The 14041-nt window shown below is 66.5% G+C and carries 13 protein-coding genes; 8 read left to right on the forward strand and 5 right to left on the reverse strand.

Annotation, left to right across the window (positions count from 1 at the left end):
• Positions 1-364 precede the first annotated feature (364 nt).
• From RM96_RS24560 to RM96_RS24570, 3 genes are all read left to right on the forward strand, one after another.
• Complete coding sequence (locus tag RM96_RS24560) at positions 365-943, forward strand: hypothetical protein (protein WP_039014336.1); 579 nt, start codon at positions 365-367, stop codon at positions 941-943.
• Positions 944-1043: 100 nt separating this feature from the next.
• Positions 1044-1247 carry a CsbD family protein gene (locus RM96_RS24565; protein ID WP_039014337.1) on the forward strand — a complete coding sequence of 68 codons (204 nt, stop codon included), beginning with the start codon at positions 1044-1046 and terminating at the stop codon, positions 1245-1247.
• 323 nt (positions 1248-1570) lie between these two features.
• Positions 1571-2989 carry a sensor histidine kinase gene (locus RM96_RS24570; RefSeq protein ID WP_039014338.1) on the forward strand — a complete coding sequence of 473 codons (1419 nt, stop codon included), beginning with the start codon at positions 1571-1573 and terminating at the stop codon, positions 2987-2989.
• 44 nt (positions 2990-3033) lie between these two features.
• Here the strand turns inward: RM96_RS24570 and RM96_RS24575 are convergent, their stop codons facing one another.
• Positions 3034-3531, reverse strand: a complete 498-nt coding sequence (locus tag RM96_RS24575) for an acyl-CoA thioesterase (RefSeq protein ID WP_039014339.1) — start codon at positions 3529-3531, stop codon at positions 3034-3036.
• Between the two features lie 478 nt (positions 3532-4009).
• Between RM96_RS24575 and RM96_RS24580 the strand changes: the two genes are divergently transcribed.
• The 5 genes from RM96_RS24580 to RM96_RS24600 all read left to right on the forward strand — a co-directional run bounded on the left by RM96_RS24580 (position 4010) and on the right by RM96_RS24600 (position 9180).
• Positions 4010-4960: a DUF535 family protein gene (locus RM96_RS24580; protein ID WP_238587400.1), complete on the forward strand. Its 951-nt coding sequence runs from the start codon at positions 4010-4012 to the stop codon at positions 4958-4960.
• A 143-nt stretch (positions 4961-5103) separates the two neighbouring features.
• Entirely contained in the window at positions 5104-5880 is a 777-nt protein-coding gene (locus tag RM96_RS24585) for a GntR family transcriptional regulator (RefSeq protein ID WP_039014340.1), read from the forward strand.
• Positions 5881-5925: 45 nt separating this feature from the next.
• Entirely contained in the window at positions 5926-7470 is a 1545-nt protein-coding gene (locus RM96_RS24590) for an acetolactate synthase large subunit (RefSeq protein WP_039014341.1), read from the forward strand.
• A 138-nt stretch (positions 7471-7608) separates the two neighbouring features.
• Positions 7609-8004 (forward strand): Zn-ribbon domain-containing OB-fold protein, encoded by a 396-nt coding sequence (locus RM96_RS24595; RefSeq protein WP_039014342.1) that lies wholly within the window; start codon positions 7609-7611, stop codon positions 8002-8004.
• 3 nt (positions 8005-8007) lie between these two features.
• On the forward strand, positions 8008-9180 hold the full coding sequence (locus tag RM96_RS24600; RefSeq protein WP_039014343.1) for a thiolase: 1173 nt from the start codon (positions 8008-8010) through the stop codon (positions 9178-9180).
• Positions 9181-9278: 98 nt separating this feature from the next.
• Here RM96_RS24600 and RM96_RS24605 read toward each other — a convergent pair whose 3' ends face one another.
• From RM96_RS24605 to RM96_RS24620, 4 genes are all read right to left on the reverse strand, one after another.
• Positions 9279-9689 (reverse strand): hypothetical protein, encoded by a 411-nt coding sequence (locus RM96_RS24605; RefSeq protein ID WP_039014344.1) that lies wholly within the window; start codon positions 9687-9689, stop codon positions 9279-9281.
• 186 nt (positions 9690-9875) lie between these two features.
• The gene (gene bcsZ / locus RM96_RS24610; RefSeq protein ID WP_039014345.1) at positions 9876-11060 is read right to left on the reverse strand and encodes a cellulose synthase complex periplasmic endoglucanase BcsZ; all 1185 of its coding nucleotides are present in this window, start codon (positions 11058-11060) and stop codon (positions 9876-9878) included.
• Positions 11061-11322: 262 nt separating this feature from the next.
• Positions 11323-12450, reverse strand: coding sequence for an acyl-CoA dehydrogenase family protein (locus tag RM96_RS24615; RefSeq protein WP_039014346.1), 1128 nt, complete (start codon positions 12448-12450; stop codon positions 11323-11325).
• A gap of 13 nt (positions 12451-12463) precedes the next feature.
• Complete coding sequence (locus tag RM96_RS24620) at positions 12464-13657, reverse strand: acyl-CoA dehydrogenase family protein (protein ID WP_039014347.1); 1194 nt, start codon at positions 13655-13657, stop codon at positions 12464-12466.
• Positions 13658-14041 lie beyond the last annotated feature (384 nt).

The following is a 14041-nucleotide window of genomic DNA, read 5'->3' on the forward strand; positions in this document are numbered from 1 at the left end:
CTACGATAAGACTCCCGCCCGGCGGGCAAGAAGGCGCTTTTTGCTTCCTTTTTGGCGCAGTCAAAAAGGGAGTCGCCGGCTACGCCGGCGAAACAGCCGCGCATCCAAGAACCGAATCCCGCGATCCAGCAACGAACCTCTATTGCCGATTCACCCGCCCTTCGAGGCATCCGCCAGGGTAACCCCCTTGCCGCAAATGCCCCATCCCATCCACTCCCTGTCGGAATCGTCTGACGCGCCTTTCGGAACCATTCTTCTGCTTCCCCGTCCGGCCGGAACCTAACCTTGACGTACGGACGGGCCACACGGCGTTGCCACGGCAGCGCAGGCGGCTTTCAGGTTTCACTTGGAGAAGGAGCTCGACATGATCAAGAAATGGCTGTCAGCAGCAGTGTGTTCGATGTTGGTTGCCGCTCCGGCAAGCTTTGCCCTGGCGCAGACCCCGGCCGGTTCGAAGGCCGACTATGACGCCGCCGTCAAGCAGGCAGATGCGGACTACAAGGCAGCCGCCGCCAAGTGTGATGGCATGAAGGCCAACGCCAAGGACGTGTGCAAGGCGGAAGCCAAGCGCGACCGAGACGTGGCCAAGGCTGAAGCGGAGGCGCGCCGCGATGGTACCGAGAAGGCCCACGCCAAGGCAATGAAGACAAAGGCCGACCGGGACTATGACGTTGCCAAGGAAATGTGCGACGACAAGAAGGGCAACGACAAGGACGTCTGCGTGAAGGATGCCAAGGCAGCGCATGAAAAGGCGCTGGGCGCGGCGAAGGTCGAAAAGGCAGAAGCCACCGGCAGCGCCGCCGAGGTGGCCGAGGCGCGCCGCGATGCCAAGAAGGACACCATGGACGCCGCCTACAAGGCCGACAAGGAACGTTGCGATGCAATGTCCGGCGACGCCAAGGACAAGTGCCAGGCTGATGTGAAGACCAAGTACGGCAAGTAATACGACAGGAAGCGTCACCCCCGCCGGCAGGCGGGGCATTCCCCCGGGGTCCGGGTTCCATGCGGGCCGGCCCCGGGGCACCCATATCTAGGAGCCGGACATGAACTGGGATCAGATCGAAGGCAAGTGGGAACAGGCCAAGGGCAAGGTCAAGGAGAAGTGGGGCAAGCTCACCGATGACGACATCACGCGGATCAACGGCAAGCGAGACCAGCTGGCCGGCCGGATCCAGGAGCGCTATGGCTATACCAAGGAAAAGGCCGAGGAAGAAATGAAGGCGTGGGAGCGGGACATGCGCTGGTAAGCCTTCAGGCAGGAAGGCACCGGCGGTATCGGTAGGTGGCGGCGGAACGCTCAGGCGTCCCGCCGCCATTTTTCGCTTTGCGCAAAAGCCCGCGTATTGTGAACCCCCGGCAAGGAGGGGTCGCGTTAAGTGCACGTTAGCTCAGAATGCAATCAAAAGATGCACGGAAGCAGTCATGGCGGCATACCATGTCGCTCGCATTCCTGTTCAGCGCTAGCTGCTTCGCTGTCCCCGCTACTTCCCGGCCACTTCCCTGCAGCCATGCTGCGCCGCGCAGCGTCAGGTGAGCGCGCCACGAATCGCCCGGTTCGCTTTCGCCCAATATGTACGCTGCATTGCCAGCCTTCGTATCGTCGACCTTCCTCGGTTACGGCCTCTATGTGCTGGTGACCAAGGGCGTGACACGCGTGTCGGCTTCGTTCTTCCTGCTCTGCGTGACCACCTTCGCGTGGCAGGGCACGTGGGTCTTCCTGTTCCAGGCCGCGCACCCGGATGTGGCGCTGCTGCTGGCCAGGCTGGGCTACCTGTTCATCTTGTTCCTGCCCACCACCTACTACCACTTCATTGCCGAAGTGACCGAGCGCCGCGAGGAGCGGCCGCTGCTGCTGGCTTCGTATGGCGTGAGCCTGCTGCTGGCGATGCTGCTGCTCAGCGGCAGCCAGGTGGTGTCGGGCTACTACACCTATTACTTCGGCGACTATCCCAAAGCCGGGCCGCTGCATCCATTGCACCTGGTGCAGACCGCGCTGGTCGCGCTGCGCAGCGCGTGGATACTGGTGCTGGCGCGCCGCAATGCCACCGCGGAACGCCGCAAGCGCTTCAACCTCTGCCTGGTTGCGGTGGGCCTGTATTCGCTGGCGGCCGTGGATTATGCGGTGAACTATGGCTACGCCTTCTATCCGCCGGGCGTGGTGTTCGTGGCGCTGAGCCTGGGCATCCTGGCGGTGAGCGTGGTGCGCTATGACCTGATGCATCCGTATTCGCTCGCGGCCACGGTGGCGCACGAAGTGCGCACGCCGCTGGCCACGATCCGCATGCAGGCGCAGGAGATGGCGCGCACCTGGCCGCAGGTGCTGCACGGCTACCAGCTGGCGGTGGAGCACGGGCTGTGCGAGGACCGCATGCGGCCGGGCCAGCTGGAACGTGTGTCCAGCCTGGTGGGCGCGATCACGCGCGAAGTGGACGGCACCAGCACGGTCATCGACATGGCGCTGGCCTCGGTCACGCTGGAGCGGCTGGACCGCAGCACGTTTGCCCCGCACGGCATCGACGAATGCGTGGCGGCGGCGCTGGAGCGCTATCCGTTCCAGGGCGACGAGCGCACGCGGGTGCATGTGCGCGGCATCGACCATTCCTGGCGCTTTGTCGGCTCGGACACGCTGCTGGTCTACGTGCTGTTCAACCTGCTGAAAAATGCGCTGCACGCGATCCGCTCGCGTGGAGAGGGGCATATAGAGATTGCCGGCTCGGCCGAGGGCGCCTTCCACGTGCTGCGCTTTCGCGATACGGGCCCGGGCATTCCCGCCGACGTGATGCCGCGCATCTTCGATCCGTTCTTCTCGACCAAGGCACATGGCAGCGGCGCCGGTCTGGGGCTGGCCTTCTGCCGCCGCGTCATCGAGGCGTTCGGTGGCCGCATCGAATGTGAATCGGTGCCCGGCATGCACACCACCTTCACGCTGAAGCTGCCGCGCTTCACCCCCATGGCGGACAGCCGCTTCCGGGCCAGCACCGCCGGCTGACCCGCGCCGGCGGTGCTGCCGTCAGGCTTGCCTGGTCACTGCGTTCAGCTGGCAAGCTCCGGCAGGATCAGCTCATATTCCTTCACGCGTTCGATGATTCCCTTCGGGAAGCGCGAGATCCGCCTTTCCTTGTCGGCGAACACGATCTGCTGGTAACCCAGCGAAACCGGCCGGCCGCCGACGCAGAAGCGGAACAGCAGGTAGGCGGAGCACTGCCTGACCTGGAACGTGTTCAGGTAGCAGTCCACGCGCTGGAACGGGAACGTCTCTTCCACATATTCCTGGTGCGCGCGCTTGGTCACGAAGACACCGCCGGCAGCCAGCAGGTTGTCGTGGATGCACTCGTGGAACCAGCGCTCGCGGCAGATGCCCTGCCACTCGAAGTAGCGGGCGAAGTAAGTGTTCATGAAGGCATTGGAATCCTTGAGGTAGATGTCGATAGCATGGTGGAACGTCTTCTGCGGAGGTGTATCCAGTACGTCTTGCGTCAGCATGGCCGTACCGCGGTTCAGAACTTGAGGGATCACGTCTCGCATCAACATGGAACAACTCCTTGAAATGACTGCAAGCGGCAGCACGCGCGCCCCCGGGAAGTGAGGGGCATGACGCATTCTGGAGGCTGGCTGCAAGGCGAGGGGAGCCGTGTGGCGGGGTTGGCACGAGGCGGAGGCTGGCGAATTGCCGCGGTTCCAATCCATCCGCCAGAAGCGCTCTTCCCGCTGCCCATGTCTGTCCCTCGTGCCGGGGCATCGTGATCTGCCGGGATCCAGCCGGAATTCTTTGCAGCGATCGTCAACCGCATTTACTTCAAAACGTTACGAAATGTTACGGGTTTGCCTCGATTTCGCCGGCCCGCGGGTGTGAGGAAAATGTTTCTGCCTGGATACAGACCGGACATAGCCGGCGGACCGGGTGGTCATCGATCTGGGGAGAAGTTGCGTCGTGCAAGGGCCTGTTGCTGCCCTCCAATGGCTGATCGCAGTCAGCCATCGAGGTGTTTTTTCGGACCTGAGTCCGTTGGTGTACCTGCGTTATCTCTTCACCGTGTTCGCGGTGTCTGCGTTCTGCTATCCGGTTGGCAGCCGCAAATGGCTGCGGCGCCGCCTGCGGCTGGTCGGGCAGTCGGCGATTCGCTGGCGCGCCGTGCATGGCTGGATGGCTGCCGCGGGCTCATGCGAACTGCTGCGGCACGTGGTGACGGCAAAGCCGCGCCTGCTGGAGCGGCCATTTCGCCCGCTCGGCGCGCTCGGCCTGGGTTTCCGCGATCGTGTGCGCTTTGTGCTCGAGCATTACGGCATGCTGCACAAGCTGGTGCCGGCCGACGTCTGCAGGCGGATCTATCTCTTTGGCGGGATCGAGACGCTGCAGCTCGACGACCGTTATGCGCTGCGCCTGGCCGACGCCGGCCCGAACATCCGCGAAGGCGAGCTGGCGTTCTACTGGCTCGACAAGGCAAGCGGGGTTTGCCTGGCCCAGTTGAGCTTCTACCTGGCCCAGGGCGAGGATGGTCCGGAACTCTTCGTCGGCGGCCTGCAAGGCCCGGCGGGCGAGGCCAGCCGGGAGCTGATCCGGCTGGCGACCAAGGCCTGCGACGGCCTTCGGCCGAAGGACGCGGTCATGGAAGCCTTGCTGGCATTTGCTGCCTCTGTTTGCGCGCGGCGCATCGTGGCGGTATCGCGCATGAATCACGTGGGGCAGCAGCGCCGCACGCCGCGTGTGATTCATGCCGACTATGACGGCTTCTGGATGGAAGCCGACGGCGTTGCGCTGCCAGGTGGCAATATCGAAGTGCCGGTTTGCCAGCCGCGCCGCGATATTACTGAGCTCCCCTCCAAGAAACGCTCTGCCTACCGGCGCAAGATCGAGCGTGCCGAGGCCGTCCAGGCGATGGTGCGGGAGTGGCTGGTTGCACGGCCGGCCGCCGCCGCGAGCCCGGAGATGCACAGGCCGGTGGTGCTGGCTGCCGCCTGAGGCGTCTGCCGCAGACGCGGTAAACCCTAGTAGTCTAGTTTTGTAGACTTTTATAAAGTCCGGTATCGACGTTGCCCGGCCGCCCCGCAAAGGCGCCGGGCCTGTCTTGCTTCCAGCGCGGGCTGCGCCGCAGCCCGTCCAGCATGCCGGACATCCCTTCCAGCGACCTTCTTTCCCGCAGCCGCCAGCCGGTCTACCTGCAGCTCGCCACCATCTTCCGCCGCCAGATCGAAAGCGGAGCGTGGCAGCAGGGCGAGCGCATTCCTTCCCTCGAAACCCTTTGCCAGCAGTACGGCGTGGCGCGCATGACCATGCACCATGCGCTGTCGCTGCTCGATGACGAAGGCCTGCTTGAGCGCTCGCGCGGGCGCGGCACCTTCGTCAAGGCAGCCTGCCGCGCACGCCGGCAGATGACCTTGCCGACCAGCTGGAACGAGGCGGTGGAAGTGGGCGAGCACCTCGACACCGAGGCCCTGGTCGAGTCCGCCGGCAATGTGCCGCTGCCGGCCGACCTCGGCATGCCCTGCGAAGGCCGGCGGGCGCCCGGGTATCACTTCCTGCGCCGCCTGCACCGTGCGGACGGGCGGCCCTTCGCTGTCGGCGAGGTGTATATCGAGGCCAGCGTGTTCGCCCGCAAGCCCGAGGCTTTCCGCAGGAGCGCTTCGGTGCCGGTACTGGACCGCTTCCCCGGGCTGCAGGTCAGCGCGGCCCGTCAGCGCCTGTCGATCGTTGCCGCCGGGGCGGAATCCGCGGCGGCAATGGAGCTGGAAGTCGGCGCGCCCGTCGCCGAGCTGCGCCGCTTTGCCTGCGTGGACGATGTGATCGTCTACTACGCCCGCATCGAATTCCCGACGGAGTTTGTCTGCCTCGATTTCGACCTGCTTGCCGGCGCCAAGCCCGCGCCGCGCCGGCGTTCCTGATGCCACCCCCCTTACCGGAACAGACACATGGAGACCTCCCAACCGATGAACGGCGCCGAAAGCCTGGTCAAGACCCTGCTGGCCAGCGGCGTGGACACCTGCTTCGCCAATCCCGGCACCAGTGAAATGCACTTCGTGGCCGCGCTCGACCGCATTCCCGGCATGCGCTGCGTGCTGGGACTGTTCGAGGGCGTGGTGACCGGCGCGGCCGACGGCTACGCGCGCATGGCCGGCAAGCCGGCCGCCACGCTGCTGCATTGCGGCCCGGGCCTGGCAAACGGACTGGCCAACCTGCACAACGCACGCCGTGCGCAGACGCCGGTGGTCAACATCATCGGCGACCAGGCCACCTATCACCGCCCGCTCGATGCGCCGCTCACCGCCGATACCGAAGGGTGGGCGCGCCCGGTATCGGTATGGACGCGCACCGCGACAGGCGCCGGATCGGTCGGTGCCGATGCCGCCGCTGCGGTGCAGGCCGCCTGCGCGGCGCCTGGCGGCGTTGCCAGCCTGATCCTGCCGTCGGACGTCTGCTGGGACGAAGGCGGCAAGGTGGCGGCGCCGCTGCCCGTGCTGCCGGTGCCAACGGTCTCGCCTGATGCCATCCAGCAGGCCGCGCGCGTATTGCGCTCGGGCCAGCCCACGCTGGTCGTGCTGGCAGGCAGCGCCTTGCGCGAAGGCGCGCTGGCTGACGCACACCGCATTGCCGCGGCCACCGGTGCGCGGCTGATCACACCGATGTCCAACGCGCGCGTTTCGCGCGGACGCGGGCGCCTCGCGGTGGACCGCATTCCATACTCGGGCGATGTGGCGCGCGACAAGCTGGGCGAGATCCGCCACGTGATCCTGGTCGGCGCGCCTGCGCCGGTCACGTTCTTCGCGTATCCCGGCAAATCGCCGCGGCCTTATCCGGAAGATGCCTTGCTTCACGTGCTGGCACGGCCCGAGGAAGACCTTGCCGAAGCCCTTGCGCGACTGGCCGACGAACTGGGCGCGGCGCGAGTGGCCCTGCCGCCCACACAGCATGCCGCGCCGACGGAAATCGCGCGCGGTGCGGTGACGTCCGAAGCGGTGGCAAAAACGCTGACCGCACTGTTGCCTGAGCAGGCCATCGTCGTCGAGGAGAGCGTCAGCTTCGGCCGCGCCTTCTATCCGGGCACCGTTCACGCCGCGCCGCACGACTGGCTGCAGCTGACCGGCGGCGCTATCGGCGAGGGCCTGCCGCTGGCAACCGGCGCGGCCATCGCCGCGCCCGACCGGCGCGTGGTCGCGCTGCAGGCGGACGGCTCCGGCATGTACACGCTGCAGTCGCTGTGGACCATGGCGCGCGAGAAGCTGGACGTGACCGTGGTGCTGCTTGCCAACCGCAAGTACGCCATCCTGCTGGGCGAACTGGCAGGCGTGGGCGCCAGTCCCGGCAAGACCGCGCTCGACATGCTCGACATCGGCAACCCCGACCTGAACTGGGTGCAGCTGGCCAACGGCATGGGCGTGGAGGGCGCGCGTGCGCACGACATGGAAACCTTTGCCGACCTGTTCCGGATGGCCAACCAGCGCAAGGGCCCGTTCCTGATCGAGCTGGTGATCTGAGCGGACGGGATTTCCGCTTTCGGGAATCCTGCCTTCGGCAGAAGCGAATTGCTGCGGTGCGCGCAGTGCGGCAAGCTGCGACGTTGTGCCATGGCATGCCCATGGCGGCCTCATCCAGAATCAAGTGAAGGAGACACCATGCCCCACCAGGAAGCGGCAGCGGGTCCGGACAAGGTCTACGCGGACATGCTCGCCGCCGGCCAGTTTCGCATCCAGCATTGCCAGGACTGCAAGCGCCACGTTTTTTTCCCGCGCAACATCTGCCCGCATTGCGGCGGTGACGCGCTCGCCTGGACCGAGCCCAAGGGTACCGGCACGGTCTATTCCACCAGCGTGATCCGCCGCAAGGCCGAAGCCGGCGGCGACTACAACGTCGTCCTGGTCGACCTGGACGAGGGCGTGCGCATGATGAGCCGCGTGGAAGGTATCGCGCCGGCATCCGTGCGCATCGGCATGCGCGTGAAGGCGCGCGTGGCGCAAGGCAAGGCAGAAGGCGAGGCCGCTCTCGTCGTGTTCGATCCGGTGGAGGGCTGAGTCATGAGTTTGTCTTCTCTGCGCGGCAGCGTCGCCATTGTTGGCGTCGGCCAGGCCGGCCTGGGCGAAGCCCATGGCAAGACCGAAATGGAAATCCTGGTGGAAGCCGCCAAGGCGGCGGTGAAGGATGCCGGCATGTCGATGCGCGACATCGACGGCATCGCCACCGCCAGCGTCGGCGCCACCATGTGGGTGATGCCGGTGGCCGAGTACCTCGGCATCAAGCCGAAGTTCGTCGACAGCACCATGATCGGCGGCTCCAGCTTTGTCTCGCACATGCTGCCTGCCATGATGGCGCTGGAATCCGGCCAGTGCGACGCCGTGCTGGTCTGCTACGGCAGCAACCAGCGCACCTCGACGGTGGGCCGCGCGGGCATCGGCAAAGTCCGCGCCGTGCTCGATCCGCAGCCGTACGAGAATCCGTACAACCCGCTGTCGCCGATCACCTCGTACGCACTGGCGGCCGCCCGCCACATGCACCAGTACGGCACCACCCGCGAACACCTGGCCGAAGTGGCCGTGGCCGCGCGCAAGTGGGCGCAACTGAATCCCGAAGCGATGATGCGCGATCCGCTCAGCATCGAGGACGTGCTGAATGCGCGCATGGTCTCCGATCCGCTGTCCGTGCGCGACTGCTGCCTGGTTTCCGACGGTGCTGGCGCCTACGTGATGGTTCGCGCCGACCGCGCCAGGGACCTGGCCAAGCCGCCGGTCTATGTGCTCGGCAACGCCACCGCGACGTGGCACCGCCAGATCTCCTGCATGCCCGACCTCACCGTCACGGCCGCCAAGGAATCCGGCGAACGCGCTTTCGCCATGGCGGGCCTCAAGCCTGCCGATGTCGACGTGGCCGAGCTGTACGACGCGTTCACCATCAACACGCTGCTGTTCCTGGAAGACCTGGGCTTCTGCGCGAAGGGCGAAGGCGGACAGTTCGTCAGCGGCGGCGGCATCGCGCCGGGCGGGCGGTTGCCGGTGAACACCAACGGCGGCGGCCTGTCATGCGTGCATCCGGGGATGTACGGGATGTTCATCACCATCGAGGCCGTGCGGCAGTTGCGTGGCGAATGTGGTGAGCGGCAGGTTCGCGATGCCGAGATTGCCCTCGTTCACGGGAACGGGGGCACGCTGTCGAGCCAGGCTACGGCGATCCTGGGGACGGCCGCGACGGTCTGAGTTGCCGGATCGATGCGGGCTGTGGTGGTGAAGGGAAGGTTCCTCGCCACTGCGCCCGCTGCCTTGCTGCCAGTGCAAAGCCGCACTGGCCCGGCACTTCAGTCCTGCGACTCGGACCAGCCTTGCTGGACGTCGATATTCGGCAGCAGCTGCGCGACATGCTCGTGCAGCCGGGACAGCTCGAGCGCAATGCCTCCCGGAAACCCCTGGCGCCCGCCGCGCCTGTCGATCAGCAGTTCGACCAGATAGGCGGACAGCGCGGCCGGGTTGGCAGCGAGGGCCGCCAGCTGGTTGCCGATGCGCGCATAGCGGCGGCACAGTTCCAGCGGGCGTGCCTCGGGCGGGAGGGATGCCAGCCATCTCATCGCGGTATCCGTCAGGGCCGACTCCTCCGGCGCTGGCGGGCGGCGGGCGTCGGTCCAGTCAGGCTGGGCCTGCAATGGCGGATTGCCATCCAGTACCTGCTTTGCTTCCTCAACGGTGACAAACTCGAATGAGAGGGGTTCCATGGCTGTTCCGGCTCCGGGTCTGACGGCGTCAGCGCCTATTCTAGCGATTACGGACGTTCGCAGGGCTTCTTGATAGCTGTGCGATCACTGGCCCCGGGGCGCTCAGCCTTCATATGCCTGTTTCAGGCCGCCGATATCCGGCTTGATCATCGCTTCCAGCCCCGTGGCCCGGCGTCGGCGGGGATGTCAGCGCGCGCGGCAGCCGGTCTTCCATGCCGGCAGCAGCCTGCCGTCCACGGCGAAGCGATAGTGGCCGCCCAGGTAGCCCAGGCCGAACAGGGCCAGCACCTCGCTGTAGTAGCCCAGCGGTTCGCGCGCGGCCATCTCGCGCGTGCGCTGCACCTGCGCGCGTGCCAGGTCCTGGCGGCCCAGTGCCGCGAGATACGGCGCAACCGCTGCGGAAAAACCGCCGTTGCCCACGTTCGGCCCGGGCTGGCCGGTCCGGGTGTCCACGCGTTCCGGCGGATGGCCGTTGGCCGCGACGTAGTCGGCCAACGGCACGAACTGCCGGAGCACACGGGCGCGCTGAGGATCCTGCGGCGCGAGCATACCGGCCCACAGGTAGACGCGGATCGCGTTGTAGGCGCTTTCGGCGTTGGTGGCGGTGTCGGGCAGGAAGCCGCTGGCGGCGTCATATTCCACCCAGTCGGGCGAATAGCCGCGCGGCGCGGTTTCCAGGATCAGCCTGACGGAGCTGTCGGTCATCTGCGCCCAGCCGGGCTCCTCGGGCAACAGCGCCGCCAGCCGGCGCATGACCTGCAGGGGCACGTAGCTGGGATTGAGGCGCCAGCGGTTGTCGCCCAGCCTGAAGCCTGCCGGGCCGGGCAGCACTGTCCGGCCCAGGCCGGGCAATTGCCCGGTTTCCTCGCTGACGATGCGCCGCGCCATCAGCGTGCCCAGTGAGGTAAAGCGGCGCTCCTGCCAGAGGCGGCCCGCTTCCAGCAGGGTGTAGGCCATCCACAGGTCGGCATCCGCCGCGGAGCGGGTATCGATCACGCCCCACGCGTTTCCGTCTTTGCCGGTCTTGTCCGGCGGCAGCCGGCCCCAGATCCAGGCCGGCAGGTGGCCGCCCAGGTCGCCCTGCGCGAGGTTGTTCTCGGTCCAGCTCAGCAGCTTGTCGAAGGTGGCGCGGTCGTTGGCCACCAGTGCAAAGAACAGGCCATAGGCCTGGCCTTCGGAAACCGTGACCTGGTTCTCGGTGCTGGCGTCGATGACGCGACCGTCCGCGCTGACCGTGCTGCGCCTGAATGTTGCCCAGTCGTTCCAGGCACACGCGGCGGCGGCTGGCGTGGCCGCGCTTGCGCTGCACCACGCCATGGCCAGCGCGCCGGCCGCGAGCCATCGGGTCAGACCCGGCAGGGCGCGCCACATGTCAGCCTCCGTTGTGCCGGGGGGAGCGAGTCATTGCTGGAGTCCACGAAGATATTCAGCCTGCGATGCCAAGGCCAGCCGTCGGGTTTGTCCGGCCGAGTGTAGCCCGAAAGCTTCGAGGGCGGCACATGGCACCATGTTTTCGTCGAAAACATTCCAGTGGGAGGCACAAAAAAAGAAAGCGTATCTTCCGGCCGGACGATACGCTTTCCTGTGATCCCCGGGGGCACCGTATCATCCGGCGCCACGGGCTGTATGCGACTCAGGCCTCCATCACTTCACCAAAGCGCTGCAGGTGATAGTCGCTGTCGCCGAGCAGTTGGTCGAGCATGGTCAGGCGTTTGAAGTAGTCGCCGACCGACAGCTCATCGGTCATGCCCATGCCGCCATGCAGCTGCACAGCCTGCTGGCCGACAAAGCGGCCCGCGCGCGCGACCGTGACCTTGGCGGCCGACAGCATGCGGCGGCGCCGGGCCGGATCGGCTTCATCGAGCGCCTGCGCGGCCACGTAGGCCATCGACAGCGCCAGCTCTTTCTGCACCAGCATGTCGGCCATGCGGTGCTGCAGGGCCTGGAACGTCGCCAGCGGCTTGCCGAACTGCTGGCGCGTGCCGAGGTATTCGCCGGTGATCTCGATCAGCTTTTCCATCGCGCCCGCGCCTTCCGCGCACAGGGCGGCCACGCCATGCTCCAGGCCAACGCCCAGCGCGGCAAGGCCGTCGGCGGGCTGGCCCACGATGGCGTCAGCGCTGACTGCCACGTTCTGCAGCGTCAGGTCGGCAGCGCGCAGGCCGTCGATGGTCGGGTAGCCGGTGACGGTCAGGCCGGCGCTGTCGCGCGGCACCAGGAACAGCGCGATCTCGTTGCTGCCGGCAATGCGTGCGGTCAGCAGGTAGGCATCGGCAGCCGCGCCGTGCCATACGGTGCTTTTCACGCCGTTCAGCACATAGCCGCCACCCTGGGGCTCAGCGCTGGCGCGCGCCGTTTCCGCACGGTAGCGCGTGGTCGGCTCCAGGTAGGCAAGCGTGACGATCTTCTCGCCGCCGGCAATTGCCGGCAGCCACGCTTCCTTCTGCGCCCGGCTGCCGTAGGCGGCAAGGACGGCCGACGCCATCACGCCGCTCGGCGTCACCGGCTCCAGCACCAGGCCGCGGCCCAGTTCGCGCTGCACCACCAGCTGGCTGGCCGCGCCTTCGCCGAAGCCGCCGAAGTCGGCGGGAATGGTCAGGCCCAGCACGCCCATTTCGGCCAGCTTCCCCCACACGGTGCGGTCCAGGCTTTCACCGGCGCGAGCGCTCTTGCGGCGGGCTTCGAAGGTGTATTCGGTGTCGATGAAGCGGCGCAGGCTGTCCGCCAGCATCTGCTGCTCTTCGCTGTAGCTAAAGTCCATGTCTGCTGTCCCTTCAGAAACCCAGGATCATCTTGGAGATGATGTTCTTCTGCACTTCGGTCGCGCCGCCGTAGATGGTGGTCTTGCGCATGTCGTAGTAGGTGGAGGCGGCAGGGGCGGCCCAGTCGGGGCCGGACACCGGCTGCGTGGCGCCCGGCTCCAGCCAGTCCGGCGAATACGGCCAGGCGCTGGGCCCGGCCACTTCCATCATCAGCATGGCCAGGTCCTGCTGGATTTCGGAGCCGCGGATCTTGACGATCGAGGCCTCCGGTCCCGGCGTGCCGCCGGATTGCGTGGCCACGCGCAGCAGCAGCATTTCGAGCGCCATGATGTCCATCTCCACGCGGGCGATCTTGTCGCGCATGCGCACGTCTTCGATCAGCGGGCGGCCGGCGCCGTCGGTGGCCTGGCTGGCGTAGTGCTTGAGCTGGCGCAGTTCGCGATGGCAGTGGCCGATGCCGGCAATGCCGGTGCGCTCATGCCCCAGCAGGTACTTGGCGTAGGTCCAGGCGCGGTTCTCTTCGCCGAGCAGGTTTTCGACCGGCACTTCCACGTCTTCGAACCATGTTTCGTTCACGTCATGGCCGCCGTCGAGCGTCTTGATCGGACGCACGGTCACGCCGGGCGACTTCATGTCGATCAGCAGCATCGAGATGCCTTCCTGCGCCTTGGCTTCGGCGTCGGTGCGCACCAGGCAGAAGATCCAGTCGGCGAAGTGGGCCATCGTGGTCCAGGTCTTCTGGCCGTTGACGATGTACTTGTCGCCTTTGCGTACGGCGCGCGTCTTCAGCGACGCCAGGTCGGAGCCGGAGCCCGGCTCCGAATAGCCCTGGCACCAGAAATCGTCGACCGTCGGGATGCGGGGCAGGAAACGCTGCTGGTGCTCCGGGCTGCCGTATTTCATCAGCACCGGGCCGATCATGGTCAGGCCGAACGGCAGCAGGCGCGGGGCACCGGCGCGGAACGTCTCGATCTCGAAGATCAGACGCTGCAGGGGGCTCCAGCCGGTGCCGCCCCATTGCTTCGGCCACGTCGGGGCGCCCCAGCCGTGCGCGTGCAGGGTGCGGTGCCAGCGGACATAGTCGTCTTTCTCGACGCGCTGGTGGTTCAGCACCTTGTTGCGGATGTCTTCCGGAAGGCTGGCCTGGACGAAAGCCCGGACTTCCTCGCGAAAGGCCTGTTCCTCGACGGTAAAACGCAAATCCATCTGAATGTCCCCTGTGTTTCGCAGGCCGCATGGCGCAGTCGCGGCGGCCCTTCACTGTGCCGGGCGATTGTAGGGGCGGGTCGCGGTTCGGTTCTTCATCAATGGCAAAGGTGCCCTTCGGGCGGGCAGAACCGTTGCGGCCTTCACGCCATGCCGAAGGCGGCCTTAGCCAATTCCAAATGGCCGCGCCGGCGCGCTTGGCGCAAACTGGCAACGCCAGCCACATGTGCCTCCCGGCGCATTTCTGTTCCCGATACAGCGAGCACCATGTCTTCCTTCCGTCCCCAATTCATTCACGAAATTCCCCGCCACTGGGCCACGCAGACGCCCGAAGCTCCTTGCCTGTATGAAGACGGCGCCGTGATCGCCTACGGCGGGGTGTGG

This window comes from Cupriavidus sp. IDO (assembly GCF_000812465.1).
In the GTDB taxonomy this organism is placed as follows: Bacteria; Pseudomonadota; Gammaproteobacteria; order Burkholderiales; family Burkholderiaceae; genus Cupriavidus.